Genomic DNA, 21,369 nt, shown 5'->3' on the forward strand with positions numbered 1-21,369 from the left:
GCATCAACCCGGCGGTAACGAGTTTCCTTTACGCTCTGCAAACCATAAGGCCCACAAGCTCCGTACCGGGCCCGGCGAGTAGAGTGTCATGTTGCGTTTCAAGGTCCTGGCCTCGGTGGTTCCCCTGTTGCCTGCTGCGGTGTTCGCCCGGAGCGGGATCGGATCGGTCTCGCATCCCTGCATCGCCGTCGGCGACACCTCGGTCGAGCTCACCTCTTTGTTCTGGAGGGCCCCTATCCAGATCGCCTTCACCGACGATCCCGCGCAGGCCACCGTGCGCGTGCAGATCACCGACGACGCGGACGCTGCCGACTTTGCCGTCGTCGACGACGGCGCCAGCAACGAGCCGAGCGCTTGCCAGGACAATCCTTCGACGCATCTGGTCGCGATTTCCAGCGAGGGCGGCCGTGATCGTCCCACGGTCTATCTCACCAGCGAAGGCCCGGCCGATTACCGCATCTATGTCCGCTCAAAGACGTTTTCGCAGAAGGAAGCCGCGGCCCTGATCGTCGGCGCTCGCGGCGGCCACCGCCACCTTCAGGCCGCCTCGCTCTGAAGCGCGTTAATGCCTCGTCAACCCTGTTTCGAGGCCCGTGCAAAGCCTCAAGCTGTTCGCAAGGTCGGCAAGACATCGTCGCGCATGGCGGCGGCAGGTTTCGGGTAAGAGTCGGGGTCGGTGGCAATGGATCGGACGTTCCGGATCAAGGTGCGTATGCGCCGCTTCAGGCGACAGCATCCCAGAATTGCCTTCGCGATCCGCTCCTTCATGATCTTCTCGGCGACGTTCGGCGGGGCCTATGGCTTCGTCACCGGCAGCCGCTCGGAAAATTCCGGCTACGATCCCAACACCTTTGCGATCGGCGCGAGCTTCCTGTTCGCGCTGGCGTGCCTTGGCCTGGCGACGCTGAGCATGCGGCTGCGCTTCGTCAACAAGCGGATGCGCAAGCTCGCCGCCCATAACGAGGCGCTGATCGACCGCAATTGGGAGCTGAAGGAAGCCGAAGAGCGCGCCCGCGGCCTGTTCGAGCAGCAGGGCGATCTCATCGTGCTGCGCGACCATCAGGGCCGCATCACCTTCGCCAACGATGCTTATTGCGCCCTCGCCGGACAGGCGCGCAGCGCGCTTGTCGGCACTCGCTTTGACTTTGACGTGCTGGAGCAGGGCGACGGCGCGCGGGAGAGCAACGGCACGCGCATTCACGACCAGAGAATCTCAACGCCGCTCGGCGCGCGCTGGATCTCCTGGCGCGAAGGTTTTGTGCGGCTCGACGCCGGTCAGCCCGCGGAACTGCAAAGCGTTGGGCGAGACGTGACCGATCGCACCGAGACCGAACGCGCGCTGTCAGATGCCCGCGACCAGGCCGATGCCGCCAACCGCGCCAAATCGCGGTTCCTCGCGATGGCCTCGCACGAGATCCGCACCCCCCTCAACGGCATCATCGGCATGGGCGGGCTTCTGCTCGACACCACGCTGACGCCGGAACAGACGACTTACGCCAGGGCGGTGAAGACCTCAGGCGAAGCGCTGATGGCGCTGATCGAGGAGCTGCTCGATTATTCCAAGATCGAGGCCGGCAAGCTCGATCTCGATCAGCGTCCCTTTGCACTCTCGATCCTGATCGAAGAGATCACCGAACTGCTGGCACCCCGCGCCCAGGCCAAGAAACTCGAGATCGCAGCTTACGTCGATGAACGATTGCCGCTTGAGGTCACCGGTGATGCCGCGCGGCTGCGCCAGGTGCTGCTGAACCTCGCCGGCAACGCCATTAAATTCACCGCGTCGGGCGGCGTTGCGCTGATCGTCGAGCCCGGCATCTGGCCGAACGAAATCAGCTTTCTGGTGCGCGACACCGGCATCGGTATCGCACCCGAAGCACAATCGCGCATCTTCCGGGAGTTCGAGCAGGCCGACGACCGCGTCGCCCGCACCTATGGCGGCACCGGCCTTGGCCTCGCGATCAGCGAACGCATCGTCAAACGCATGGGCGGCCGCATCACGCTGGAGAGCGAGCCCGGCAAAGGCTCGACCTTCGAGGTCGCAATTCCGCTCGCGCCCTCGCCAGGCAGCGCCGGACAGGCATCATTCCCGAGTCCCGACCTCGCCGGCAAGTCGATCCTGCTGGTGGCCGACGGCATCGAAGCATCCCTGATCGCACGGCGGCTGGAGCGCTGGGGCGGCCAGACCTGCCTGGTCGCGGACGCGACTGTCGCCGAAGCGCTGCTGCCTGAGCGCTCGTGGCACGCAGTGCTGCTCGATCGTGCGTTTGGTTCCGATATCACCGATCGCCTGGGCGAAGCCGCCCGCGCCCATGCGACGCAACGGCTGGTGCTGCTGACGCCGAGCTCGCGTCATGAAAAGCTCTCGACCGCTTTCACAGGCTTCCTGGTGAAGCCGCTCCGCGCAGCCTCGCTCGCCGCGCGCCTTGCGCTGGCACCGGAAATTGCTTCGCCCGATCTCGCGCCGGAGCCCGTCGAACCGGCAACGGTCAGAACGCACGTGAGCGGCCTCTCGATCCTGGTCGCCGAGGATAATGAGATCAACGCGCTGCTGATGCGGTCGCTGCTGACGAAGCTCGGTCACCGCGTCGTCATCACGGTCCATGGCGAGGCCGCGCTGGAATCCTGGCTCGCAGCCTCATCGGCCGGCACGCCCTATGATCTGGTTTTGATGGATATCCAGATGCCCCAGCTCGACGGCATCGAAGCGACCAAACGCATCCGCGCCCACGAGGCCGCGACCGGCAACCACCGCACGCCCATCCTCGCGCTCACGGCGAACACGCTGGTGGAAGATCGCTACGCCTGTTTCGAGGCAGGCATGAATGGATTTTTGATCAAGCCGCTCGATCGCGAGAAGCTGGACGAAGCCCTGGCTGGGCTGGCGGCCTCGCGGCAGCTAGCGGTCTGATCCAGAACTTCGCAGGGAACCTGATCGCGACCGGCAAGTGAGCCGAATGCGCATCAGAATGTGGAACGGGTCAGCAGACTAAGCGGCATAAGCAGCAAAGCGCGGCGCGGATAGCTTGTCAGGCGCCTCCCGAGTTCCCCTGAAGACCGTGTCGGTCTGCGCTGCGCGCTTGCAATGCGGGCAGACGAAGAAATGCGCGATGACCGGAACCGGCTCGTCCGCGAGCAGTTCCGAACGGTACCACCTCATCTCGATATGGCAGTCCGGGCAAATCGGTGCTTCGAGCTGCTCCGCAGCACTTCTGAGACGATCGACCATCGAACCCCCGCGTTTGTGAAGGTCATAGCCGAATACCTCAAGCCGGTCTGCAACAAAAGATGCTCTGCCCAACCGCATGCGGCTGCGCAAAGTGGCGAGATCACAGCCGCCTGAGCGCCACGCTCTCCACCGCGTGGTCGGCGCCCTTCTTCAGGATCAGCGTCGCGCGCGGCCGCGTCGGCAAAATGTTGTCCTCGAGATTGGCGAGGTTGGTGCGCTCCCAGATCGCGGTGGCGGTGGCGATGGCCTCCTCGTCCGACAGAAGGGCATAACGGTTGAAGTAGGATTTCGGATTGGTGAAGGCGGTGTCGCGCAGCGCCAGGAAGCGCTTGATATACCAGGTCCGGAGCGCCGCCTCGTCGGCGTCAATATAGACCGAGAAGTCGAAGAAGTCGGAGACGACGGGCACCGCCTTGCCGTCGCGCGGCAGCTTGCCGGTCTGCAAGACATTGACGCCCTCGACAATCAGGATGTCGGGCTGATCGATCTCGGCCCATTCGTTGGGCACGATGTCGTAAGTCAGATGCGAATAGACCGGCGAGCGCACATGGCGGCGGCCCGACTTGATGTCGGACAGGAAATTGAGCAGTAGCGGCAGGTCGTAGCTCTCCGGAAAGCCCTTCTTCTGCAGGATGCCTTGCTGCTCCAGCAGGGCCTTCGGGTAGAGGAATCCGTCGGTGGTGATGAGATCGACCTTCGGACGCGGCGACCAGCGCGCCAGGAGAGCCTGGAGCACGCGGGCGGTGGTGGACTTACCGACTGCGACCGAGCCGGCGACGCCGATGATGTAGGGCACCTTGCGGTCGCGGATGTTGAGGAACTGGCGCTCGGCGTAATACAGGCGCTGCATCGCATCGACATAGATCGAGAGCAGGCGCGAGAGCGGCAGATAGATGTCCTCGACTTCTTTGAGGTCGAGGCGGTCGTGCAGCGAACGCAGGCGGTCGAACTCACCCGGCTCCAGCGTCATCGGCGTGTCGTCGCGCAGACGTGCCCACTCCTCGCGCGAATAGACGCGGTATGGATTATACTGCTGCTCGGGTGCGCGGATATCCATGACCGACCTTTCCGTTGCGATCTGTTCGCCCTTGCCTACGCGCCCTTGCGCGACGCCTTCTCTTCCAGCCCTGACATATTGGTCCGCTTGTCCAGCGCCACCTCGACCTCCTCCAGCTTTACGCCGCGGGCCTTGAGCAACACAAGGAAGTGGTAGAGCAGGTCGGCACTTTCAGCGATCAGATGCGCGCGATCGTTTTCGACTGCTGCGATTACGGTTTCGACTGCTTCCTCACCGAACTTCTTGGCGCAATGCTCGGCGCCCTTGTCGAGCAGCTTGCGGGTATAGGAGGCCTCGCCACCGGAGGCCGCACGGGCGTCGATGGTCTCGGCGAGATCGTGGATGGTGAAACGCGGCATCGGAATGACTCTGAAACACACAAGGCCGGAGGCACAGTCCCACCGGCCTGTGTAGCATTTTTATGGACGGGAGTCGTCAGGCATCCAGGCGCATGGGTAGTCCGCGCCGGGCCATATGCTCCTTGGCTTCACGGATGGTGAATTCCCCGAAATGGAAGATCGATGCCGCCAGCACGGCGGTAGCATGCCCGTCGCGGATGCCGTCGACGAGATGATCGAGGTTGCCGACGCCGCCCGAGGCGATCACGGGCACGGGAACGCTGTCGGCGATCGCACGGGTCAGCGGAATATCGAAACCCTGCCGCGTGCCGTCGCGGTCCATCGAGGTAAGCAGGATTTCCCCCGCGCCGAGCGCGACCACTTCCTGGGCATATTCGATGGCGTCGATGCCGGTCGAGTTGCGGCCGCCATGGGTGAAAATCTCCCAGCGGTCGCCGCCCGGGCGCTTGACCCGCTTGGCGTCGATCGCGACCACCACGCACTGCTCGCCGAACTTCTCGGCGGCTTCCTTGACGAACTCGCGCCGCGACACCGCGGCGCTGTTGATCGAGACCTTGTCGGCGCCGGCGCGCAGCAATGTCTTGATGTCGTCGACCACACGCACGCCACCACCGACGGTCACGGGCATGAAGCAGGCCTCGGCCGTGCGCCGGACCACGTCGAGCATGATGCCGCGGTTCTCATGGGTCGCGGTGATGTCGAGGAATGTCAGTTCGTCGGCCCCCGCGGCGTCATAGGCGATCGCGGCTTCGACGGGATCGCCGGCATCGCGCAGGTCGACGAAGTTGACGCCCTTGACGACGCGGCCGTCCTTGACGTCGAGGCAGGGGATCACGCGCACCTTGAACATGTGTCAGCTCCTGGGCGCGTTACGGATCAAGGTGAGGGCGGCAGCAGGATCGAGCCGGCCGTCATAGAGCGCGCGGCCGGCGATCGCGCCGGCGAGCTTTTTGGCGCGCGGCGTCAGCATGGCTCTCACATCCTCGATCGAAGCGAGGCCGCCGGAGGCGATCACGGGGATAGAGATGGCATCTGCGAGCGCTATGGTCGCGTCCAGGTTCAGACCCTTGAGCAGGCCATCGCGCGCGATATCGGTGAAGATGATCGCGGCAACGCCGGCATCCTCGAAACGCTGTGCGATTTCCAACGCCGTGACTTGCGATGTCTCGGCCCAACCTTCGACCGCGACCTTGCCGTCGCGCGCATCCAACCCGACCGCGACGCGGCCCGGAAATTTTTTCGCGGCCGCCTTCACCAACTCGGGATCGCGCACCGCAGCCGTGCCGATGATAACGCGGGCGATGCCTTTTTCGAGCCAGGCCTCGACGGTCGCCAGGTCGCGAATGCCGCCGCCAAGCTGCACCGGGATCGGAAGCGTCTTCAACATCGCCTCGACGGCCTGCGCGTTCACCGGCTTGCCGGCAAAAGCACCGTCGAGGTCGACGACGTGAAGATACTCAAATCCCTGCGCCACGAAGCTCTTGGCCTGGGCGGCGGGATCGAGATTGAACACAGTCGCGCGCGCCATGTCGCCCTGCTCGAGGCGCACGCACTGGCCGTTCTTGAGATCGATCGCGGGGAAGAGAATCACGGTTTCCATCGCAAAAAGTTCGAGATCAAAGCGAGGCCGAAGCGCTGGCTCTTCTCGGGGTGAAACTGCGTACCGATAGCGGTGTCCTTCGCGACGATCGCGGTGACAGGCCCGCCGTAATCGGCGCGCGCGAGCACGTCCGCCTCATTGGCGGCGTTGAGGTGGTAGGAGTGCACGAAATAAGCGTGCTGGCCCTTGGGGCCGAGCGGCAGCTTGTTCAGTACCGGATGCTCCTGCAGCAGATCGAGCGTGTTCCAGCCCATGTGCGGGATCTTCAGACTCTCGTCGCGCGGCGTGATCTTCTCCACGTCGCCACCGATCCAGTTCAGGCCTTCGGTGATGACGTGCTCCTTGCCGCGGCTCGCCATCAATTGCATGCCGACGCAGATGCCGAAGAACGGTCGCGCCTTGACACGCACGGCTTCGGTGATCGCCTCGACCATGCCGTTGACGGCGTCGAGCCCGCGCCGGCAATCGGCGAAAGCGCCGACGCCCGGCAGCACCAGGCGGTCCGCCTCATAGGCCTGATCGGGATCGCTGGTGACGAAGACCTTTTGCGGATTCTCCAGGCTGCGCGCGGCACGCTCAAACGCCTTGGCGGCGGAATGCAGATTCCCGGAACCGTAATCGATGATGGCGACGCTCATCTTGACCCTCCCGGTTCTGGAAACAATCCAATGATGCCGCCGGCCGGAATTGGCGGCGGGTTCGAAAATGGCTGGCCCGGCACGTTGCGGGTCGGAGGCGGGCCGCCACGATCAACGGCCCATTGATCGCCAGCGATGCCGCGCTGCTTTTCGCTCCGGCGTTCGAAGAAACGGCGCTCGGCTGTGTCGTGGTCCTCGGCGACGACGATGTCGAGCTGCCGCCATTTGCCGCGTGACAGCGTCCAGCGGCGCAGGCTCGAGGCTTCGAAGCCCATCAGCAACGCGATGATGATGTCGGCGAGGACAATCGAGCTGCGTCCGACCCCGAGGCTGGACAGCCCGGCATCGAACGCGGCGAGGAAGACGAACCAGCCGATCATCGCCAGCCAGAGCCTGTTCCAGGCCAGCCAGACCGGGCCAAAGATCATCGCCCAGAAATGAAAGCCGTCGCGCACGAACACGAACTTGTCGGTCGCGCGCAGATCGGCCCCGCCTGGGGTGGGAGCGTGAACTGTGTAGACAGGCATTGTCGATGCCCCGTGCTCGAGAATTTGAGTCAATGCCGCCGGCGGCGTTTCGTTAGCCGGCGGAGCTATCAGCCGCCGAGCGAGCCCTTGGTGGACGGGATTTCACCCGCCGCCTTGGGATCGATCGCAACGGCGGTGCGCAGCGCCCGCGCCAGTCCCTTGAAGCAGGACTCGGCGATATGGTGGCTGTTATCGCCATATAGGGTCTCGACGTGGAGAGTCACGCCGGCGTTGATGGCGAAGGCCTGGAACCACTCGCGCACCAGCTCGGTGTCGAACTCACCGATCTTGTCGCGGGGGAAGTCGGCCTTGAACACCAGGAACGGGCGACCCGAGATGTCGAGAACCACGCGCGTCAGCGTCTCGTCCATGGGCATGTGCACGCCGGCATAGCGGGTGATGCCCGCCATGTTGCCGAGCGCCTGCTTGACCGCCTGGCCGAGCGCGATGCCGGTGTCTTCGGTGGTATGGTGATAATCAATGTGCAGATCGCCCACCGCCTTGACCGTGAGGTCGATGCGGGAATGACGGGCGAGGAGATCGAGCATATGGTCGAAAAAGCCGATGCCGGTCGCAATGTTGGACGCGCCGGAGCCATCGAGGTTCACGGAGACCTCGAGGTCGGTTTCCTTGGTCTTGCGCTTGATCGTCGCGGTGCGCATTGAGAACAGGCCTTCAGTTGAGCTCATGGCCGAAAACGCCGGTCTTTTAACAGCCAAATGACACCTTCGCTACTGCGGGATGGGCTGGGCCGGGCTCTACTTCTGCCTATGGTGAGCAAATTTAGGGCCGGAGCGGGCCGTTGTGCCGCAGCCTGCGACCGCCTAAATCAGGCCGGACAACGAGGTACTTCATGCAGGATTCCCAGAGCAGCTCACCGGTCTGGCACGGCACCACGATTTTGACGGTCCGCAAGGGCGGCAAGGTCGTGGTCGGCGGCGACGGCCAGGTCTCGATCGGCCAGACCGTGATCAAGTCCAACGCCAAAAAGGTCCGGAAACTCGGCAAAGGCGACGTCATCGGCGGCTTTGCCGGCGCGACCGCCGACGCCTTCACACTATTCGAGCGACTGGAGAGCAAGCTCGAGCAATATCCCGGGCAGTTGACCCGGGCAGCCGTGGAGCTCGCCAAGGATTGGCGCACGGACCGCTATCTCCGCCGGCTGGAAGCCATGATGATCGTGGCCGACAAGGACGTCTCCCTGGTCCTCACAGGCACCGGCGACGTGCTCGAACCCGAGGCCGGCGTCATGGCGATCGGCTCCGGCGGCAATTACGCGCTCGCCGCGGCCCGCGCCCTTGTAGACACCGACAAGGACGCCGAGACCATCGTCCGTCGCTCCCTCGATATCGCCGCCGACATCTGCGTCTACACCAACCGCAACGTCACCATCGAAAGCCTGGCGACGGGTTAAGCCTGTGGCGCCCACCTATACTTTCCGCCCGATGAACACGGCCGATCTGCCGCTGATCCGGCGGTGGCTCGGCGTGTCGCATGTGCGGCAATGGTGGGGTGATCCGGACGAGCAGTTTGCGCTCGTCAGCGGCGATCTCGGTGAGCCGGAGATGGACCAGTTCATCGTGTTGGCCGCGATGCGACCCTTCGGCTATCTTCAGTGCTATCAGCTCACCGCCTGGAATACGGGCCTCGGACCGCAACCGGAGGGCACGCGTGGGATCGACCAGTTTATCGGCGAAAGCGACATGATCGGCCGCGGCCACGGTTCGGCGTTCATCCGCCAATTCGTCGACGGCAGCTTCCGGCAGGGCCTGCCGCGCATGGTGACCGATCCGGATCCGCGCAACGCACGGGCCCTGCGCGCTTATGAGAAGGCAGGCTTCGTCCGCGAGCGCATGGTGGACACCCCCGATGGGACCGCACTCTTGATGGTGCGCGAGCCGTGATGCTGACACACACGCAAGCCAGCAGGGCCGCAGCTTCGCCGCTCGCCTGGACCGGCATCGCGCTGCTCTTGCTGGCGCTGCAGGCCTCGATCCTGTTTGCGATGGGGCGGGTGCCGATCTGCACCTGCGGCTATGTCAAGCTCTGGCATGGCGTGGTGAACAGCTCGGAGAACTCCCAGCACATCGCCGACTGGTATAGTTTTTCGCACGTGCTGCACGGCTTCCTGTTCTACGGACTGACGTGGCTGCTGTTCTCGCGGCGTCTTGGCTGGCCGGCACGGCTGATCATCGCGATGCTGATCGAGGGCACCTGGGAGATCGTCGAGAACTCGCCTGTGATCATCGAGCGCTACCGCGCCGGCACGATCTCGCTTGATTACTACGGCGACAGCATCGTCAACTCGGTCTCGGACACGCTGTTCATGGTGATGGGGTTCCTCACCGCACGCGTGCTGCCTGTCGCGGCAACCGTCGCACTCGGGCTCGCCTTCGAGATCATGCTTGCGCTGCACATTCGCGACAATCTGACGCTCAATATCCTGATGCTCGTCCATCCGATCGAGGCCGTGAAGCAATGGCAATCCGGTCCGCCGATCATCTGACGATCAAAAAAGCGGCTTGTCCCCGTCGGCTTCTGATCCTAGCTAAGGTCCCATGACAGACTTCTCTCCCCGCGAAATCGTTTCCGAACTCGACCGTTTCATCGTCGGCCAGAGCGACGCCAAGCGCGCCGTCTCGATCGCGCTGCGCAACCGCTGGCGCCGACAGCAGCTTACCGGCTCCTTACGCGAAGAGGTTCTGCCGAAGAACATCCTGATGATCGGCCCGACCGGCGTCGGCAAGACGGAAATCGCGCGCCGCCTCGCGAAGCTCGCGAATGCGCCGTTCCTGAAGGTGGAGGCCACGAAATTCACCGAGGTCGGCTATGTCGGCCGCGACGTCGAGCAGATCGTGCGCGATCTCGTCGAGGTTGCGATCGCCCAGGTCCGCGAGCGCAAGCGCAAGGACGTGCAGGCCCGTGCCCAGCTCGCCGCTGAGGAGCGCGTGCTCGATGCGCTGGTCGGCGCCAATGCGAGCTCGGCGACGCGGGAATCCTTCCGCAAGAAGCTGCGCGCAGGCGAGCTCAACGACAAGGAAATCGAGATCGAGACGCAGTCCTCGGGCGGCGGCATGCCGATGTTCGAGATTCCGGGCATGCCCGGCGCGCAGATGGGCGCGATCTCGATCGGCGACATCTTCGGCAAGCTGGGCGGCCGCAGCAAGACGCGGCGGCTGACGGTGGAGGGCTCGCACGAGATCCTCGTCAACGAGGAATCCGACAAGCTGCTGGATACCGACCAGCTGACGCTGGAGGCGATCAGCGCGGTCGAGAACAACGGCATCGTCTTCCTCGACGAGATCGACAAGATCTGTGCTCGCGAAGGCCGCGCCGCCGGCGACGTCTCCCGCGAGGGCGTGCAGCGCGATCTGCTGCCGCTGATCGAGGGCACCACGGTCTCGACCAAGCATGGTGCGGTGAAGACCGACCACATCCTGTTCATCGCCTCCGGCGCCTTCCACGTCGCCAAGCCATCCGACCTGCTGCCGGAATTGCAGGGCCGGCTGCCGATCCGCGTCGAGCTGCAGGCGCTGACCCGCGACGACATGCGGCGCATCCTGACCGAGCCCGAGGCCTCGTTGATCAAGCAATATGTCGCCTTGATGCAGACCGAAGGCGTCACGCTCGACATCACCGACAGCGCCATCGACGCGCTCGCCGACGTCGCGGTCGCCGTCAATTCCACCGTCGAGAACATTGGCGCGCGGCGGCTGCAGACCGTGATGGAGCGGGTCCTGGACGAGATTTCCTTCACGGCCCCCGACCGCAACGGCGAGACCGTGAAGGTCGATGCCGATTTCGTGCAGAAGCACGTCGGCGACCTCGCCAAGAACGCCGATCTGAGCCGGTTCATTTTGTAATTCTGGCCTGCCGCGCTATGGATGCGGCGTGACCGCGCGCATCCTGCAAAACCCCTGGCGACTTCTGCTCGCGATCAACGCGGCGGTGATCGCCGGCGTCTTCGTGCACAAGATCCAGCTGCCGCCTTACGTCCCCTATATCCATCTCCTCGTCGACTACCATTTCGGTTTCATCAAGCGCGCGCTGATCGGGGCGATCGTCGCGCTGTTCACCGACAAGGTGCCGGTCTGGCTGGTGTTCGCGCTCGGCGGGGCGGCATGGCTGATGACGCTCGGCCTCTACGCAAGACTGTTTCAGAAGACGTTCGGCTTCACGGCGAAGACGCTGCCACTGTTCGTCTTCATCGCGGGCTCGCCGTTCTTCTTCAAGAACTTCATGCACACGCTCGGCCATTTCGACATCTATGGCTGCGCGCTCGCGATCATCCTGCTCTTGATGCCGGCGGACTCATTGCTGTTCGTGGCGACGGCGGCGCTGTTCTCGATCATTCTCGTCCTGATCCACCACATTCATCTCTTGATGTATGTGCCGACGATCATCACCATCGTCGTGACCAGGCATTATCTCGCCTACGGCCTCAATCGCGGCAACGTCGCCTTTGGCTGCATCGCTTTCGTTCTGGTGTCCGCGCTGTTCTTCGCCGCGCAGTTCCTGGGGACGATGCCGATCCCGGAAGCCGATTTCGTCGCTTACTTGAAGACCCGGATGGCCGATCCCTCACGGAACGATCTCCTGCAATTCGCCTATATCTGGTATCAACCGCTGGCGAAGGAAATTACGGACACCTGGGCTTGGCTGCCGCACAACAGCCTCGGCATGCCCGTGTTCGCCCTGCTGATCTGGCTGCACACGCCGCTGTGGCGTTATTTTGCGAAACTGATCGGTGCACTCGCGAGCGAGACTCACCGCAGGCTCGTCATTGCGGCCCTGGTCGGCGTCAGCCTCGCCTATCTCGTGATGTTCGCGATGGTGTTCGACTATTCGCGCTGGATCTCGAACTGGGCGGTCTGCATGTTCCTGATCCTGCACGCGGTGAAGATGCTGCCGGCAAAGCAGGAGACGGCACTGATTCCGGGGGAGGATCAGAGGACCAACATCTTTGGGCTGATCCTCACCCTGATCCCGCGAGTTGGAATCGTTCGGCCGTTCTAGTAGCGGGCCCGCCGGATCCGCACATAAAGCGCGCCCTCGCCGCCATGGCCGATCGCGGCTTCCTCGAAGCCGACCACGAAGGCGCGGAATTCCGGCAGGCTCAGCCATTCCGGCACCTGCCGGCGCAGCACGCCACTTTCGCCGCCGCTGCGGCCTTTGCCGGTGATGACGAGCACAAAGGTCAGGCCGTCGTGATGGGCGCGATGCAGGAAACCGGTCAGGGCGCGATGCGCGCGCGCCTGCGTCATGCCGTGCAGATCAAGCCGCGCCTCGATCTCGCTGCGGCCACGCGACAGTTTTGTGCGCTCGCGCTTGCCGAGCGGGGCGAGCGGCGGCATCGCCGGCTTGGATGGACACGGGGCTGGAGTCGCAGCCAACGACCGCGGCGATGGTGCGGGCTTTGCAACTAGCGCTGCGGGCGCAGGCTCGGTGCGCGACGCGCCGTGCACCTTCGTCGCGCGATGCTTGCGCAGCGGCTTGACTTGTTTTGCGACGAGGTCCCACAGCTCGCGGTCTTCCTCGCTGAGCGCACGACGGCGCGGCGAGGGGCGCGGCGGATCCAGCACGGGCGGACGGGACGATCGCTTCATTGCTGGTGGGAACGACTTTTCATATGCCTGCGCGGTTCGCGGACAGGCTCTATCACAGGACGCGGCGCCGGCAACGGCACTGGGCCGGCAATGGCCACGGTCTCGCCCTTCGGGTCCTTGGCGGAATTGCCCTGCGGAAACAGTTTTGCGATCTTCTCCGACGGCCGCGGGTCCGGCACCGGCAGCCGCGCCGCGCGCACGCCGGGATCGAGGCTCTTCGGCACCAGCATGACGAAATGCATGGGATGGCGCAGCCGGCCCGACAGGCGGCCGGCTTCAGCGCCGGCCCCAAAATAGAGATCAGCGCGAGCCGGGCCGATGATGGCCGAGCCGGTGTCCTGCGCGATCATCAGGCGATGGAACGGCGTCTTGGCGCGGTCGGACTCGATAGGCAGCTCGCCTTCAATGAAGAACGGCGTGCCGTAGACGTGCAGCGACTTGTCGACCGCGATCGACCGGCCGGCGGTAAGCGGGATGCCTTGCGCACCCACCGCTTCGTCCTTGTCGGACAGGTTGACCTCGTGGAAGAAGATATAGGACCGGTTCTGCCGCCGCAGCTCCTTTGCGCCGTCGGGATTCTGCGCCATCCACTCCCTGATCTTCTGCATCGACATCTCTTCCTTCGGAATGATGCCGCGCTCGATCAGGACACGCCCGACGGCGGTGTAGGGATAGCCGTTATACGAATCGTAGTTGAGACGGATGGTGCTGCCGTCGTCGAACTTGATCCGCGCCGAGCCCTGGATCTGGGCGAACAAGAGATCGGTCGGGTCCTTCAGCCAGGCGATCTCCAGCCCACGGCCGGCGATCTTGCCGTCCTCGATCTCGCCACGGTCGTAATAGGGCACCAGCTTGCGGCGGCCGATCTTGCGATAGACCGGGCCCTTGTTGGGCAGGCTGACCGAGGCCTGATTGAAGCCACGCACGAACAGGTTGGAGGGGCGGCGGTAGACCGGGACGTTGTAGACCTCGGTCTGCGTGCGCGATCCCTCCAGCACCGGCTCGTAATAGCCGGTGACGAAGCCGTCGGGCTCGCCAAGGCGCGAAATGCGCAGCGGCGAAAAATTCTCCTCGAAGAAGGCCTTTGCCTTGGAATCGTCGGTCACGTCGAGCGTCTTGGCAACGCGGCAGGGCTCGCTCAATGAGCCGCCCAGTGCTTTCGGCTCGGGCGCAGCGGTCTGCGCGTTGATCGAACGGCAGCTGGCGCGAAAGGTCTTGTACGCGGCGAGATGATCGTCATCGCTCCAGCCCTTCACGTCGGCCCAGGCCAGCGGCAGATATTGCGCACCGGGAATCTCGAACGGGAGAGGCAGCTGAGGATAGGGCAGCGCGCGCGGCGGGATCGCGGCCGCTTCGGGGAGACGATGATGATGGCTGCGGTAGTGGCGCCGCGCAGCCTCGGCGCCAAGGGAAAACGAAGCCAGCACGACGAGGCCTGCGCAAAGCGTCGTCGCGCCGTTCTTCAGAAGATTCTTAATTCGCGCTTCCGGTGCCAACCAGCTTCCAGTTCGGATCGCGAGAGGTGATGTCGCGGGCGAAAGTCCAGATGTCGGTGATGTCGGCGACCTTGTCGGCGTTGCCATCGACAATGTTGCCGGCCCTGTCACGGGTGACCGAGATCATCTGCGAGACGAAGCGCACGGTCAGCTGTGCCGTACGGTCGCGCAGCTCGGCGCCGACGAGCTCGGCCTTGTCGATCGAGACGAAGCGGGTCTCGGTCTTCTGCTCGTTCTTCTCGCGTTCCCTGATCGCGGCGTCGAAACTCTCATAGACGTCAGAGGACAAGAGGTCGCGGAGCGCGCGGCGGTCGCCATTGGCAAAGGCCAGCACGATCATCTCATAGGCGCCCCGTGCGCCTGAGAGGAAATGACGCGGGTCGAAGGTGGAATCCTTGTCGACGATGGCGTCGAAGCCTTGAGCGAGTGCGGTGCCGGGCTCGGCCAGGCCCTTCCAGCGGTCGGAGGGCGGGGCCGGCTCGGCTGTGGGCGCGAGCGGCGGCTGGTCGATCACCTTGCCCGGCATCGTTACGACGTTCTTGTCCGGGGCACCCCCGAGCGCATTGCGAGCGGTGCGGTCGAACGGCGGCCGCTCATTGCCGGTTCGCTGCCCCAGCACGCTGCGCAGCCGCAGGAAAATAAAGACCGCCAGCGCTAGGAAGATGATGGTGTAGATGTCCACGTCGGATCGCTTTCTGGTCTTAAACTCAGGTCTGCTTTGAGGTCGCTGCCGGGAAAATCGATCCGGCCAGTAGACCGTTCCATACCCGAACGGCAAGATGACATCACCATTTTAGGCCCGCGCGTCATGTCCGCCCGGATGTAGGCACGAAACTTGGCCCAGCCAATGGCGCCTTTTGGCACAGCCGCAAGTGTAGCGCGTTTTATGCTTAAGGGGAAACCCGATCATGGGTGGAAATCGCGCATCTTCAAGGATTTAACGTGCTATTGGTGCTCTGGGCTGGTCAAACGTCATAGTTGCGGGTGTGGCCGGGATTGCCCCTGCGAAGCCGTTCGTCCTTGTGGAATGAGGCAGCCCTATGTTAGCCAACCGCCGCGAAATTCAGCCCCAATCGGGTAAGGAGACACTCTGATGACCAACGGTAACGGCACCCCTCCCGAGGCGGCCCAGGCTCCCCAGCTCAATGTGCTGGCGCAATATACCAAGGACCTCTCGTTCGAAAATCCGAACGCGCCGAGCTCGCTCCAGCCGCAGAGCCAGCCGCCCCAGATCAATATTCAGATCAACGTCGGCGCCAATAATCTCAGCGAAACCGAATTCGAGGTGACGCTGTCGGTCGAAGGCAAGGCCGAGACCGCGGGCAAGGTGATGTTCTCGTTCGAACTCGCTTATGCCGGCGTGTTCCGCATCGCGAACGTGCCGAAGGAGAACCTGCATCCGCTGGTCATGATCGAGTGCCCGCGCCTGTTGTTCCCGTTCGCCCGCGAGATCATCGCGACCGCTGTGCGCGACGGCGGGTTCCCGCCACTCATGCTCGACCCGGTCGATTTCGTCGGTCTCTATCGCCAGAACATGGAGCGGCAGATGGCCGCCCAGGGTCAGGCCGGACAGGCTTAACCAGCCGGAAGGGCGGTCGGAGCGGCGAGGTACTCGTTCCAGATTGCCTTGTCGCCCATCGTTGCGATGAAAGCCCGATGGGCCTCCCGCTCGGCGTCCGTTACCCGCGGCGCCAGCGGCACCAAGCGCTGCCGCCGCGGCGCATCGCCGGCGGCATTGATACGAATCTCCTGGGCTTCCGACGCCAGCAGAAGCTGCGACTGCCGCGCTCCGACCAGATCGACATAGACCTCCGCAAGCAGTTCGGAATCGAGCAGCGCGCCGTGCTTGGTGCGGTGTGAATTGTCGATCGAATAACGCGAGCAGAGATCGTCGAGCCGGTTCGACACGCCGGGATGCTTGCGCCGCGCCAGCAGCAACGTATCGACCAGCCGCTCGCGCGGAATCGCGGCACGCTTGATCCGGTCGAGCTCGGCATTGATGAAGCTGATGTCGAACGAGGCGTTGTGGATCACCAGCGGCGCATCGCCAATGAATTCCAGAAACTCGTCGACGATCTCGTGGAACAGAGGCTTGGTCGACAGAAACTCGGCCGACAGCCCGTGCACCGCGAAGGCTTCCGCCGGCATATCGCGTTCGGGGTTGATATAGACGTGGTACGTCTGCCCTGTCGGCATCCGGTTGAAGATCTCGACACAACCGATTTCGACCAGCCGATCGCCGCGAAGCGGATCGAGGCCGGTGGTTTCGGTATCGAGAACGATTTCACGCATGATTTGGGACGCCGTGCAGGAAGCCGTGCAAGTGGGCGAATCAGGCCCGCCGCTGCGGCATCTTAACGACCTCGGCCAGGATGTGCGTGATTTGCGCGCGCACCGGCTCAAGTCCGTGTGACGTATCCACTACGAAATCAGCCCGCTTGCGTTTTTCGGCGTCCGGCATCTGCTTGGCGATGATGGCCTCCAACTTGGCCTCATCCATGGTTCCCCGTGCCAGCACGCGCTCGCGCTGCAATTCCGGCGAGGTCGAGACCACGACCACGGCATCGACGCGTTTCTCGCCGCCGGTTTCGAACAGCAGCGGAATGTCGAGGACCACGACCGGTGCCTTGGCCGCTTCCGCATCGGCAAAGAATTTTTGCCTGGAAGCGCCGAGCATCGGATGGACGATCTGCTCGAGCTGCTTGATCGCGGCCTGGTCATGCACCACGCGCGCCGACAGTCTCTGCCGGTCGACCTTGCCGTTTGCCGTGGTGCCGGGAAAGGCGGCCTCGATGGCGGGCGCGGCCTCGCCTTCATAGAGCTGATGGACGGCGGCATCGGCGTCGTAGACGGGCACGCCGGCCTCCGCGAACAATTTCGCGGTGGTGGATTTGCCCATCCCGATCGAGCCGGTCAGTCCGAGTATCCGCATCAGTGCAAAATCATCCCTGCAAAATCATCCCTGCCAGTCACACCGCAACTAGCCGCTCACGCCGCAGGAACGCAAGCAACGGCAACAGCGGCAGGCCGAGAATGGTGAAATGGTCGCCCTCGATCCGCTCGAACAGATGGATGCCAAGGCCTTCGAGCTGATAGGCACCGACGCTGGTGGTTACGGCATCGCCGGCGGCGTAGAGATAGGATGAAAGCTCCGCCTCGGTCATGTCTCGCATCGTCATGCGGGCGACCGACACCTCCTCGAAGACAATCTTGCCGTCATGCGCCATCGCGACGGCGGAATTCAGCTCATGAGTGTTGCCGGCGAGATCGCGCAATTGCGCCAACGCCGCTGCCCGGCCGGCGGGCTTGTTGAACAGCCGGTCGCCAAGGGCCAGCGTCTGGTCGGCACCGATCACATAGCTTCCGGGACGATTGACCGAGACCGCTTTCGCTTTCTCGCGCGCCAGCAGCAGGCCGATCTCGCGCGGATTCGAAAGCCCGGACGCGGCCTGAATGCCGCGCTCGTCGATATCGGCGGTAACAGCCTCGAATTCGAGTCCGGCATTCGCCAGCAGCGTTTTTCGTGCGCTGCTCTGCGAAGCCAGGATCAACGGAGATCTACCGCGCCACAGACTCATCGCCGCCACTTATTGTTCTGAAGGCCGGTTGCGCTGGCGATCGCTGTAGAGCTTCATGATCGCTGCCGCAGTTTCCTCGATCGAGCGCCGCGTGACGTCCAGCAGCGGCCAATCGTGCTTGGCACTCAGCTTGCGCGCAAACGCCACCTCCTCGGTCACCGATTGCTTGTCGGTATAGGTGTCGCTGCCCGATTCGGCGCCCATCGAGAGCAGACGGTTCTGGCGGATCTGGATCAGGCGTTCCGGCGTCGCGTGCAGGCTCACCACCAGCGGCCGGGTCAGCGTCTCCAACTGTGCGGGCACGGGAATGCCTGGAACCAGGGGCACATTGGCGGTGCGGATGCCGCGATTGGCGAGATAGATCGACGTCGGCGTCTTCGAGGTGCGGGACACGCCGACCAACACGACGTCGGCCTCCTCGAGGCCTTCGGCATGTTGGCCGTCGTCATGGATCATCGTGTAGTTCAGCGCATCGATGCGCTTGAAATATTCGGCGTTGAGCACGTGCTGCGCGCCAACACGGCCCGTGGTCGCCGCGCCAAGATAGGCCTCGAACAATTGCATGACCGGGCCGATGATCGAGAGGCTCGGAACATTGATCGCCTTGCACTTGTCCTCCAGCCTAGACACCAGGTCCTTCTCCAGCAACGTGAACAGCACGATGCCGGGCGCTTCCTCGATCTCGTCGAGCACGCGGTCAAGCTGCTTCTGGCTGCGCACGAGCGGATAGACGTGCTCGACCGGCGTGACGTTGGCGTATTGCGCGGCGACGGCGCGCGCGACCGTGATCAGCGTCTCTCCGGTGGAGTCGGAGACGAGATGCAGATGGAAATAATTGCTCGAGGTCGGCACAAAAACTCTTTTGAATGTCGTTGGGTGGTTTGTGGATTTCTGTGGAGCTTAACCCCTCGGAAAGGGATGCGCGACATCACGGGCGGGATAAGTGCCGATTTTCTTCACACCACTGCCCGTCAGAACAAGTCCGGCGCCATCCCGGGCGGGAAGCGGGATTGCGCGGACAACCCCCTTGATAAGCTGCCGACAGAAAGGCGCAAGCCTTTGAAGCGCGGCGGCTTATCTGAACAGGCCCAGGCTGTCCGGGACATGTTGATGGATGTGAACAAGCGCGCGCGAACGCGCGGATGGAATTGCGTGAGCCCAATCCACGGTCACTCAGACTCAAACCTTTAAGAATCTAAGATTCTAGATTTGAGGAAGGCGCTACGGACGGATATGTGTGAAGGTGAGACCTTAACGAGTTCTTACTATCCCCAGACCGCCTGATCGCTGGGCGCAAAGTCGGACGCCGGACATGTTTGAAGACGTCTATCTCTGGATCAAGGCGCTGCACGTAATCGCGGTGATGTCCTGGATGGCCGGCATGCTCTATCTGCCGCGGCTGTTCGTTTATCACTGCGAGGCCGAGATCGGCTCGAAACAGTCTGAAACCTTCAAGGTGATGGAACGCCGCCTGCTCAAGGCGATCATCAACCCCGCCATGATTGTCACCTGGCTCGCCGGGCTTTATCTCGCCTGGGCCGGCCATTGGTTCACCTTCGGCTGGCTGCACGTAAAACTGGCAATGGTCCTGGCGATGTCCGCGGTCCACGGCTTTTTTTCCCGATGGCTGAAGGAATTTGCGGCCGACCGGCGCCCCTACAGTCAGAAATTCTTCCGGATTATCAATGAGGTGCCGACCGTCCTGATGATCATTATCGTCATCATGGTGATCGTGAAGCCGTTCTAGGCAGCAATCGCGAACGATCGCTCAGCGCTTCGGCTTGCGGAGTGGAAAGCGATTTTCTATATTATCGATATCCCACCCAACGCAGGCGGATGTGGTTGTGTCTGAGCTTTCCAGAGGCCGGACACCGCATCAGGTTTGAAGCCCCACCGGCACTCACCTTGCTAGACCTGCGGACCTTACCTGCACCTGCTCGCGTCCGCATTTCAGAGCCACCTCGCACCCCCTTTCCAAGGTTACCCCACAGGACCATCCCAATGCGGGAAATTAAACTCCAGGACCTCAAGTCGAAGACGCCGGCCGAGCTCGTCTCGTTCGCGGAAGAGAATGGGGTCGAGAATGCCAGCACCATGCGCAAGCAGGAGCTGCTGTTCGCCATCTTGAAACAGCTTGCACTCGCTGAAACCGACATCGTCGGCGAAGGCGTCGTCGAGGTGCTCTCCGACGGTTTCGGCTTCCTCCGCTCGCCCGATGCCAATTATCTGCCGGGTCCGGACGACATCTACGTTTCGCCCTCGCAGATCCGCCGTTTCGGCCTGCGCACCGGCGACACCATCGAAGGCCACATTCGCAGCCCGAAAGAGGGCGAACGCTATTTCGCGCTGCTGAAGGTCAATACGCTCAACTTCGAGGATCCGGAAAAGGCCAAGCACAAGGTCAATTTCGACAACCTCACGCCGCTGTTTCCGAATCAGCGCTTCCGCATGGAAATCGACGATCCGACGCGGAAAGACCTGTCCGCACGCGTGATCGACATCGTCGCGCCGATCGGCAAGGGCCAGCGCGCATTGATCGTGGCGCCGCCGCGCACCGGTAAGACCGTGCTGATGCAGAACATCGCGCATTCGATCACGGCCAATCATCCGGACTGCTATCTGATCGTGCTCTTGATCGACGAGCGTCCGGAAGAAGTCACGGACATGCAGCGCTCGGTGAAGGGCGAGGTGGTGTCGTCGACCTTCGACGAACCGGCCGTGCGTCACGTCCAGGTCGCCGAGATGGTGATCGAGAAAGCCAAGCGCCTCGTCGAGCATGGCCGCGACGTCGTGATCCTGCTCGATTCGATCACGCGCCTCGGCCGTGCCTACAACACGGTGGTGCCGTCATCCGGCAAGGTGCTGACCGGCGGTGTGGATGCGAACGCGCTGCAGCGGCCGAAGCGCTTCTTCGGTGCGGCCCGCAACATCGAGGAGGGCGGCTCGCTGACGATCATCGCGACCGCGCTGGTCGATACCGGCAGCCGTATGGACGAGGTCATCTTCGAAGAGTTCAAGGGCACCGGTAACTCGGAACTGATCCTCGACCGCAAGGTCTCGGACAAGCGCACCTTCCCGGCAATCGACATCTCGCGCTCCGGCACCCGTAAGGAGGAGCTCATCACCGATCCTCAGGTGCTCAAGAAGATGTACGTGCTGCGCCGCATCCTCAACCCGATGGGCACGATGGATGCGATCGACTTCCTGCTCGACAAGCTGCGCTCAACCAAGAGCAATGCGGAGTTCTTTGACTCCATGAACACCTGAGTGCAGTGCAATAAG

The 21,369-nt window shown here is 63.3% G+C and carries 25 protein-coding genes; 10 read left to right on the forward strand and 15 right to left on the reverse strand.

Going from position 1 to position 21,369, the window contains the following annotated elements; all coding sequences use genetic code 11:
• Positions 1–88 precede the first annotated feature (88 nt).
• Entirely contained in the window at positions 89–556 is a 468-nt protein-coding gene (locus XH88_RS00920) for a hypothetical protein (RefSeq protein ID WP_271613543.1), read from the forward strand.
• A 126-nt stretch (positions 557–682) separates the two neighbouring features.
• Positions 683–2,908 carry an ATP-binding protein gene (locus tag XH88_RS00925; RefSeq protein ID WP_271613544.1) on the forward strand — a complete coding sequence of 742 codons (2,226 nt, stop codon included), beginning with the start codon at positions 683–685 and terminating at the stop codon, positions 2,906–2,908.
• Between the two features lie 78 nt (positions 2,909–2,986).
• On the opposite strand, the gene XH88_RS00930 is transcribed toward XH88_RS00925, so the two are convergent.
• From XH88_RS00930 to hisB, 8 genes are all read right to left on the reverse strand, one after another.
• Positions 2,987–3,226, reverse strand: coding sequence for a hypothetical protein (locus tag XH88_RS00930; RefSeq protein ID WP_271613545.1), 240 nt, complete (start codon positions 3,224–3,226; stop codon positions 2,987–2,989).
• A gap of 100 nt (positions 3,227–3,326) precedes the next feature.
• A complete protein-coding gene (gene coaA / locus XH88_RS00935) occupies positions 3,327–4,283 on the reverse strand; it encodes a type I pantothenate kinase (RefSeq protein ID WP_271613546.1) in 957 nt (318 codons plus the stop codon).
• A 35-nt stretch (positions 4,284–4,318) separates the two neighbouring features.
• Entirely contained in the window at positions 4,319–4,642 is a 324-nt protein-coding gene (locus tag XH88_RS00940) for a phosphoribosyl-ATP diphosphatase (protein ID WP_271613547.1), read from the reverse strand.
• 76 nt (positions 4,643–4,718) lie between these two features.
• The gene (hisF, locus tag XH88_RS00945; RefSeq protein WP_271613548.1) at positions 4,719–5,492 is read right to left on the reverse strand and encodes an imidazole glycerol phosphate synthase subunit HisF; all 774 of its coding nucleotides are present in this window, start codon (positions 5,490–5,492) and stop codon (positions 4,719–4,721) included.
• Between the two features lie 3 nt (positions 5,493–5,495).
• Positions 5,496–6,242 (reverse strand): 1-(5-phosphoribosyl)-5-[(5-phosphoribosylamino)methylideneamino]imidazole-4-carboxamide isomerase, encoded by a 747-nt coding sequence (gene hisA, locus XH88_RS00950; protein WP_271613549.1) that lies wholly within the window; start codon positions 6,240–6,242, stop codon positions 5,496–5,498.
• Positions 6,230–6,880, reverse strand: a complete 651-nt coding sequence (gene hisH, locus XH88_RS00955; RefSeq protein ID WP_271613550.1) for an imidazole glycerol phosphate synthase subunit HisH — start codon at positions 6,878–6,880, stop codon at positions 6,230–6,232. The genes hisA and hisH overlap by 13 nt, the downstream gene beginning before the upstream one ends.
• Positions 6,877–7,407, reverse strand: a complete 531-nt coding sequence (locus tag XH88_RS00960) for a DUF2628 domain-containing protein (protein ID WP_271613551.1) — start codon at positions 7,405–7,407, stop codon at positions 6,877–6,879. Before XH88_RS00960 ends, hisH begins: the two co-directional genes overlap by 4 nt.
• Before the next feature lie 68 nt (positions 7,408–7,475).
• On the reverse strand, positions 7,476–8,069 hold the full coding sequence (gene hisB / locus XH88_RS00965; RefSeq protein WP_271613623.1) for an imidazoleglycerol-phosphate dehydratase HisB: 594 nt from the start codon (positions 8,067–8,069) through the stop codon (positions 7,476–7,478).
• 191 nt (positions 8,070–8,260) lie between these two features.
• Here hisB and hslV point away from each other — a divergent pair, with 191 nt between their 5' ends.
• From hslV to XH88_RS00990, 5 genes are read left to right on the forward strand one after another with little or no spacing between them, the layout of a single operon-like run.
• A complete protein-coding gene (gene hslV / locus XH88_RS00970; RefSeq protein ID WP_271613552.1) occupies positions 8,261–8,821 on the forward strand; it encodes an ATP-dependent protease subunit HslV in 561 nt (186 codons plus the stop codon).
• 4 nt (positions 8,822–8,825) lie between these two features.
• Positions 8,826–9,311, forward strand: coding sequence for a GNAT family N-acetyltransferase (locus XH88_RS00975; RefSeq protein WP_271613553.1), 486 nt, complete (start codon positions 8,826–8,828; stop codon positions 9,309–9,311).
• Entirely contained in the window at positions 9,311–9,913 is a 603-nt protein-coding gene (locus tag XH88_RS00980; protein WP_271613554.1) for a DUF2585 domain-containing protein, read from the forward strand. Before XH88_RS00975 ends, XH88_RS00980 begins: the two co-directional genes overlap by 1 nt.
• Before the next feature lie 52 nt (positions 9,914–9,965).
• Entirely contained in the window at positions 9,966–11,270 is a 1,305-nt protein-coding gene (gene hslU / locus XH88_RS00985; protein WP_271613555.1) for an ATP-dependent protease ATPase subunit HslU, read from the forward strand.
• Positions 11,271–11,298: 28 nt separating this feature from the next.
• The gene (locus XH88_RS00990) at positions 11,299–12,423 is read left to right on the forward strand and encodes a hypothetical protein (protein ID WP_271613556.1); all 1,125 of its coding nucleotides are present in this window, start codon (positions 11,299–11,301) and stop codon (positions 12,421–12,423) included.
• Here XH88_RS00990 and XH88_RS00995 read toward each other — a convergent pair.
• Genes XH88_RS00995 through XH88_RS01005 form a run of 3 tightly spaced genes read right to left on the reverse strand, consistent with a single transcriptional unit; the run spans position 12,420 to position 15,191 of the window.
• Complete coding sequence (locus XH88_RS00995; protein ID WP_271613557.1) at positions 12,420–13,013, reverse strand: Smr/MutS family protein; 594 nt, start codon at positions 13,011–13,013, stop codon at positions 12,420–12,422. The genes XH88_RS00990 and XH88_RS00995 overlap by 4 nt on opposite strands.
• Positions 13,010–14,509, reverse strand: coding sequence for a murein transglycosylase A (mltA, locus tag XH88_RS01000; RefSeq protein WP_271613558.1), 1,500 nt, complete (start codon positions 14,507–14,509; stop codon positions 13,010–13,012). Before mltA ends, XH88_RS00995 begins: the two co-directional genes overlap by 4 nt.
• Positions 14,487–15,191, reverse strand: a complete 705-nt coding sequence (locus XH88_RS01005; protein ID WP_271613559.1) for a Tim44/TimA family putative adaptor protein — start codon at positions 15,189–15,191, stop codon at positions 14,487–14,489. Before XH88_RS01005 ends, mltA begins: the two co-directional genes overlap by 23 nt.
• Before the next feature lie 411 nt (positions 15,192–15,602).
• On the opposite strand from XH88_RS01005, the gene secB reads away from it, so the two are divergent.
• Complete coding sequence (secB, locus tag XH88_RS01010; RefSeq protein ID WP_209965116.1) at positions 15,603–16,088, forward strand: protein-export chaperone SecB; 486 nt, start codon at positions 15,603–15,605, stop codon at positions 16,086–16,088.
• On the opposite strand, the gene dnaQ is transcribed toward secB, so the two are convergent.
• Genes dnaQ through XH88_RS01030 form a run of 4 tightly spaced genes read right to left on the reverse strand, consistent with a single transcriptional unit; the run spans position 16,085 to position 18,939 of the window.
• A complete protein-coding gene (gene dnaQ, locus XH88_RS01015) occupies positions 16,085–16,801 on the reverse strand; it encodes a DNA polymerase III subunit epsilon (protein WP_271613560.1) in 717 nt (238 codons plus the stop codon). The two genes, secB and dnaQ, sit on opposite strands and share 4 nt — an antisense overlap.
• 40 nt (positions 16,802–16,841) lie before the next feature.
• A complete protein-coding gene (gene coaE / locus XH88_RS01020; protein ID WP_271613561.1) occupies positions 16,842–17,441 on the reverse strand; it encodes a dephospho-CoA kinase in 600 nt (199 codons plus the stop codon).
• Between the two features lie 37 nt (positions 17,442–17,478).
• Entirely contained in the window at positions 17,479–18,087 is a 609-nt protein-coding gene (locus XH88_RS01025) for a Maf family nucleotide pyrophosphatase (RefSeq protein ID WP_271613562.1), read from the reverse strand.
• A gap of 9 nt (positions 18,088–18,096) precedes the next feature.
• Positions 18,097–18,939: a pyruvate, water dikinase regulatory protein gene (locus XH88_RS01030; protein ID WP_271613563.1), complete on the reverse strand. Its 843-nt coding sequence runs from the start codon at positions 18,937–18,939 to the stop codon at positions 18,097–18,099.
• Positions 18,940–19,399: 460 nt separating this feature from the next.
• On the opposite strand from XH88_RS01030, the gene hemJ reads away from it, so the two are divergent.
• Together hemJ and rho are read left to right on the forward strand one after the other, a co-directional pair.
• Positions 19,400–19,834 carry a protoporphyrinogen oxidase HemJ gene (hemJ, locus tag XH88_RS01035; protein WP_271613564.1) on the forward strand — a complete coding sequence of 145 codons (435 nt, stop codon included), beginning with the start codon at positions 19,400–19,402 and terminating at the stop codon, positions 19,832–19,834.
• A 254-nt stretch (positions 19,835–20,088) separates the two neighbouring features.
• Complete coding sequence (gene rho, locus XH88_RS01040) at positions 20,089–21,354, forward strand: transcription termination factor Rho (protein ID WP_271613565.1); 1,266 nt, start codon at positions 20,089–20,091, stop codon at positions 21,352–21,354.
• The last annotated feature ends 15 nt before the right edge of the window (positions 21,355–21,369 follow it).

Origin of the sequence: Bradyrhizobium sp. CCBAU 51627 (genome assembly GCF_028128765.1) — a bacterium.
In the GTDB taxonomy this organism is placed as follows: domain Bacteria; phylum Pseudomonadota; class Alphaproteobacteria; order Rhizobiales; family Xanthobacteraceae; genus Bradyrhizobium.

Coding starts and splice junctions, on each gene's coding strand:
- XH88_RS00920 (WP_271613543.1), top strand. CDS start 89: ATGTTGCGTTTCAAGGTCCTGGCCTCGGTGGTTCCCCTGTTGCCTGCT.
- XH88_RS00925 (WP_271613544.1), top strand. CDS start 683: ATGGATCGGACGTTCCGGATCAAGGTGCGTATGCGCCGCTTCAGGCGA.
- XH88_RS00930 (WP_271613545.1), bottom strand. CDS start 3,226: ATGGTCGATCGTCTCAGAAGTGCTGCGGAGCAGCTCGAAGCACCGATT.
- coaA (WP_271613546.1), bottom strand. CDS start 4,283: ATGGATATCCGCGCACCCGAGCAGCAGTATAATCCATACCGCGTCTAT.
- XH88_RS00940 (WP_271613547.1), bottom strand. CDS start 4,642: ATGCCGCGTTTCACCATCCACGATCTCGCCGAGACCATCGACGCCCGT.
- hisF (WP_271613548.1), bottom strand. CDS start 5,492: ATGTTCAAGGTGCGCGTGATCCCCTGCCTCGACGTCAAGGACGGCCGC.
- hisA (WP_271613549.1), bottom strand. CDS start 6,242: ATGGAAACCGTGATTCTCTTCCCCGCGATCGATCTCAAGAACGGCCAG.
- hisH (WP_271613550.1), bottom strand. CDS start 6,880: ATGAGCGTCGCCATCATCGATTACGGTTCCGGGAATCTGCATTCCGCC.
- XH88_RS00960 (WP_271613551.1), bottom strand. CDS start 7,407: ATGCCTGTCTACACAGTTCACGCTCCCACCCCAGGCGGGGCCGATCTG.
- hisB (WP_271613623.1), bottom strand. CDS start 8,069: ATGCGCACCGCGACGATCAAGCGCAAGACCAAGGAAACCGACCTCGAG.
- hslV (WP_271613552.1), top strand. CDS start 8,261: ATGCAGGATTCCCAGAGCAGCTCACCGGTCTGGCACGGCACCACGATT.
- XH88_RS00980 (WP_271613554.1), top strand. CDS start 9,311: ATGCTGACACACACGCAAGCCAGCAGGGCCGCAGCTTCGCCGCTCGCC.
- hslU (WP_271613555.1), top strand. CDS start 9,966: ATGACAGACTTCTCTCCCCGCGAAATCGTTTCCGAACTCGACCGTTTC.
- XH88_RS00995 (WP_271613557.1), bottom strand. CDS start 13,013: ATGAAGCGATCGTCCCGTCCGCCCGTGCTGGATCCGCCGCGCCCCTCG.
- secB (WP_209965116.1), top strand. CDS start 15,603: ATGACCAACGGTAACGGCACCCCTCCCGAGGCGGCCCAGGCTCCCCAG.
- dnaQ (WP_271613560.1), bottom strand. CDS start 16,801: ATGCGTGAAATCGTTCTCGATACCGAAACCACCGGCCTCGATCCGCTT.
- coaE (WP_271613561.1), bottom strand. CDS start 17,441: ATGCGGATACTCGGACTGACCGGCTCGATCGGGATGGGCAAATCCACC.
- XH88_RS01025 (WP_271613562.1), bottom strand. CDS start 18,087: ATGAGTCTGTGGCGCGGTAGATCTCCGTTGATCCTGGCTTCGCAGAGC.
- hemJ (WP_271613564.1), top strand. CDS start 19,400: ATGTTTGAAGACGTCTATCTCTGGATCAAGGCGCTGCACGTAATCGCG.
- rho (WP_271613565.1), top strand. CDS start 20,089: ATGCGGGAAATTAAACTCCAGGACCTCAAGTCGAAGACGCCGGCCGAG.